Source organism: Rhodanobacter sp. FW106-PBR-R2A-1-15, assembly GCF_058789735.1.
In genome coordinates this window covers 1-4,273 of sequence record NZ_JBYTEM010000058.1, presented here as the reverse complement: position 1 = coordinate 4,273, position 4,273 = coordinate 1, and the positions used below count along the sequence as shown (strand labels likewise).

The window sequence follows — 4,273 nt, the reverse complement described above, 5'->3', positions numbered from 1 at the left end:
GGCTGAAAATGGCTTGCCAGAAGGGCTTTACGCAAGTCTTTGGCGCCGTGGGTGCTCACACGATTCCGCGATGAGCCGAACGAATTATCCGCAGCTCTTGCCCAGAAGGCGGCCTCATCGCCGACTTCAACGGCGGCTCCGGCACCACCGCCGCCGTGGCCGAGAAGCTCGGCCGCCGCTGGATCACCACCGACCTCGGCAAGCCGGCCTGCATGATCATGCGCAAGCGGCTGATCGATCAGGGCGCCAAGCCGTTCCTGTACCAGGCGATCGGCGACTACCAGGTCGAGGCGGCGAAGAGCGCGATGGGGCGCAGCTTCCGCGTCGGCGACCTGTCCGGCATCGTGCTGTCGCTGTACGGCGCGCTGCCGCTATCGCCAGAGGACAACCCGCTGCGCAACCTCGGCGCGGTGGTGTTCGCGGGCAAGAAGACGCTGGTGCTGGTCGATTCGCCGAACAAGCTCACCGGCGACGCCACCCTGCGCAAGGCGATCGCCCAGCGCGACCACCTGCTCGGCGGCTGGGACCGGGTGGTGGTGCTGGGCTGGAACTTCGATCCGTCGATCGGCCGGAGCATCACTGCGCTGAACGATGCGCGACTGGAAGTGCTGGTGATCCCGCCCGACCTGCTCGACCGCCTGCGCAAGAAGGGCGGCATCGAGAAACTGCGTGGGCAGGTGCGCTTCTCCAGCCTGCAATACCTCACGATCAAGCCGGTGCGGCGCGTACCCTCACCCCCAACCCCTCTCCCGGAGGGAGAGGGGAGACAAGAACAGCTGCGGGTCACGCTGGACAACTATGTGCTGCTCTCGCCCGAGGCGATCAACCTCGACGACGACAACCGCAAGAAGCTGCTCAAGGTGGCGAACGCCGAACCGCTGGCGCTGATCGAATACTGGGCGGTGGACCCGGATTACGACGGCGCGGTGTTCCGTTCGGTCTGGCAGGACTACCGCGGCAATACCGCCAATGACGACGACCCGCTGCGCGTAGTGACCAACGCCGAGTTCAGCGTGCCGCGCAAGGCCGGCGAACGCCGGGTATGCGTGCGCGTGGTCGACGTGTTCGGCTTCGAGGCTGAAGTGGTGCAGGTGGTGGCGGAGCCGAAGGCATGAGCGTCGCCGACAACCCGATGGCGCTCGCCGCCGCCCTTACCCGCCGCGCCGAGCAGCTGTGTATCGGCCTGGAGCAGGGCATCGCCGACATCTACGAGCTGGTGACCCCGGTAACCGCCGAACTGCTGCGCTGGTGGTTCGGCGAGGACGCGTGCCAGTCGCGCACGTTCAATTTCCATCCGGGTCAGCGCCAGGCGATCCTCAACGTGATCGTGGCGCACGAGGTGCTGGCCAGCCCGAACCTGAAGAACCTGTACGAGCAGGTGTGCGCCGATGCGCTGCTGGAAGGCACGCGGCTGACCGACGTGGCGCAGGGCAAGCACGGCCACCCGAAGTACTGCCTGAAGATGGCCACCGGCACCGGCAAGACCTGGGTGCTGCAGGCGCTGCTGGTGTGGCAGCTGCTGAACAAGACCGCGGCGCTGGACGAGGGCCGCGACGATCCGCGTTTCACCCGCCGCTTCCTGATCGTGGCGCCGGGACTGATCGTGTACGAGCGGTTGCTGGATGCGTTCCTCGGCAAGGAGAGCGAGGACAAGAACCGCGACTTCGCCAGCTCCGACATCGCCAGCTACGCCGAGCTGTTCGCCCCGCCGGCACGGCGCGAGCGCATCGCGCAGTTCGTGCGGGGTAACGTCTGCACCAAGACCGAGATCGGGCTGAAGGCCACCGGCAACGGCATGATCGCGATCACCAACTGGCACCTGCTCAGCGAGGCCGAAGAGGAGATCGAACAGGACGAGGGCGGACGGATCGACTCACCCGGCATGGTCGCCGATGCTTCGCGCGTCGCTTACGACGTATTGCCGCTGGTGCCCGGCCGTGCCACCGGCAACAGTCTCGACGTGCTGGACCGGCGCTGGGCGCGCGGCAACGTGCTCAGCTACCTCGCCGACCTGTCCGAGCTGATGGTGTTCAACGACGAAGCGCATCACATCCACGAACTGAAGAAGGAAGGCGAGACTACCGAGGTCGAGTGGCAGAAGAGCCTGTCGATCATCGCCGCGGGCAAGGGCCGCCGCTTCGTGCAGATGGATTTCTCAGCCACGCCGTACAACGACGTGGGCAGCGGCAAGAAGAAGAGCAAGAAGTACTTCCCGCACATCGTGGTCGATTTCGACCTGAAGGACGCCATGCGGCTGGGCCTGGTGAAGTCGCTGGTGCTGGACAAGCGCAAGGAACTCGGTGCCCTGCCGCTGGAGTTCAAGGCCGAGCGCGATGTCGACGGCAACGTGCAGTTGTCCGAGGGCCAGCGCGTGATGCTGCGCGCCGGCCTGCAGAAGCTGCGCAAGCTGGAGGCGGATTTCGCCCGGCTCGACCCCGACCGCCACCCGAAGATGCTGGTGGTGTGCGAGGACACCTCAGTGACGCCGCTGGTGGCGCGGTTCCTGCTCGACGAAGGACTGCACGACGAGGACGTGCTCACCGTCGATTCGGGCCGGAAGGCCGAACTGGGCGAGAAGGACTGGGCGCCCCTGCGCCAGCGCCTGTTCAGCGTGGACCGGCACGCGCAGCCGCGGGTGATCGTCAGCGTGCTGATGTTGCGCGAGGGTTTCGACGTCAACAACATCTGCGTGATCGTGCCGCTGCGTTCCAGCCAGGCGCAGATCCTGCTGGAGCAGACCATCGGCCGCGGCCTGCGGCTGATGTGGCGCGACCCGGAATATGCCGACATCAAGCGCGAGAACCGCGAGCGGATCAACCACGGCGAGGAGCCGGGGTCGCTGATCGACATTCTCTCGATCGTCGAACATCCGGCGTTCCAGAGTTTCTACGACGAGCTGATGGCCGCAGGCCTGGTCGGCACCACCGGTGACGATGAAGGCAGCAGCACCGGTGACCTGATCGCCGCCGAACTCCGCGAAGGCTACGAAACGTACGACTTCGCGATCCCGTTCATCCTGCGCGAGGCGGACGAGAGCGTCGAGCACCTGCCGATCGACGCCGCCGCGCTGCAGCCGTTCACCTTGATGAGCCGCGCGAAGCTGGCCGAACTGCTCGGCAAGGGCGACACCTTCACCTCGCAGGACCTGCAGAGCAGCACCTTGTTTGGCGACTACCGCGTCGATGGCGCAGCGATGAACGTCAGCGGCTACAACGAGCTGCTGTCGCGGCTGACCCGGCGGGTCAGCCAGGCGCTGAACCACCCGCTGCCGAAGGGCAACAAGGTTTCCCCCCACCTGGATCGCCCGTATCTGCAGATGAATACCGCGGCGCTGGCCACCGCGCTGGACGACTACATCCGCGAGCGGCTGTTCAGCGAATCCTTCGAGCCTTTCGAGGACGAGGGCTGGCGGCTGTTGCTGCTGCAGCCGGTGATCGAGCACATCGTGAGGATCTTCGGCCTTGCTCTTCATCGCTCCGAAGAACACACCACCACTGGAGCGACGGAAGTACGTCATCGTCACCTGTCCGAAGTGACGAAGCTGATGGTGCGCGAGAGCGCCTCGCTGGAAGTGTCCAAGTGCATCTACACGCGGCTGCCCTACCCCACCCGCAGCGGCGGACTGGAACGGGCGTTCATCGAATGGGCGCAGGCCGATGCCAGCGTGGAGGCGTTCTGCAAGATCAGCGAGAACCGGCACGACTTCGTGCGCCTGCGTTACCTCAAGGGCGACGGCATGTCGGCGCTGTACATCCCCGACTTCCTGGTGCGCACGACCGACGCGATCTACCTGGTCGAGACCAAGGCGCAGCAGCAGGTCAGCCACCCGAACGTGCAGCGCAAGCTGAAGGCCGCGACCACCTGGTGCGAGCGAATCAATGCGCTGGAGCCGGAGCAACGCGGCGGGCGCAGCTGGTATTACGCACTGGTCGGCGAATCGCTGTTCCACGACTGGCGCGAGAAAGGCGCCCGACTGGGCGAGTTACTGGCGTTCTCACGGGCTCGCGCGGCACCCACGGCGCAGTCGCAGGGCGGCCTGGCGCTGGGAGACTGACGGCAGGCGGCCTCGTTTGCGATGGGACGGCTTCGTAGGGCGGGCACGGCCCGCCGCGCGGCGTCCGGATTCAAACAGAAACCGGCGGGCCGTGCCCGCCCTGCGACCAAGTTCATCCCCACCACCCAGTGCGACGCGTCCCGTAGATACCGTCTCGTCCCGCGTTATGCAAGCGAGCATCCAGGTGATGCGTGCGCAGAGGCAACGAGGCGGTGTCTG

The 4,273-nt window shown here is 66.1% G+C and carries 2 protein-coding genes; both read left to right on the top strand.

Annotated elements, in window-relative coordinates; genetic code table 11:
- Nucleotides 1-83: 83 nt before the first annotated feature.
- Nucleotides 84-1,115, top strand: a complete 1,032-nt coding sequence (locus tag AC3WTD_RS18430) for a DNA methyltransferase (protein WP_492614651.1) — start codon at nt 84-86, stop codon at nt 1,113-1,115.
- On the top strand, nt 1,112-4,054 hold the full coding sequence (locus AC3WTD_RS18425) for a DEAD/DEAH box helicase family protein (protein ID WP_492614650.1): 2,943 nt from the start codon (nt 1,112-1,114) through the stop codon (nt 4,052-4,054). The genes AC3WTD_RS18430 and AC3WTD_RS18425 overlap by 4 nt, the downstream gene beginning before the upstream one ends.
- Nucleotides 4,055-4,273: the final 219 nt, after the last annotated feature.

What these genes read in the sequence shown, in the direction of transcription:
- AC3WTD_RS18425 (WP_492614650.1), top strand. Translation starts at nt 1,112, where the DNA reads ATGAGCGTCGCCGACAACCCGATGGCGCTCGCCGCCGCCCTTACCCGC.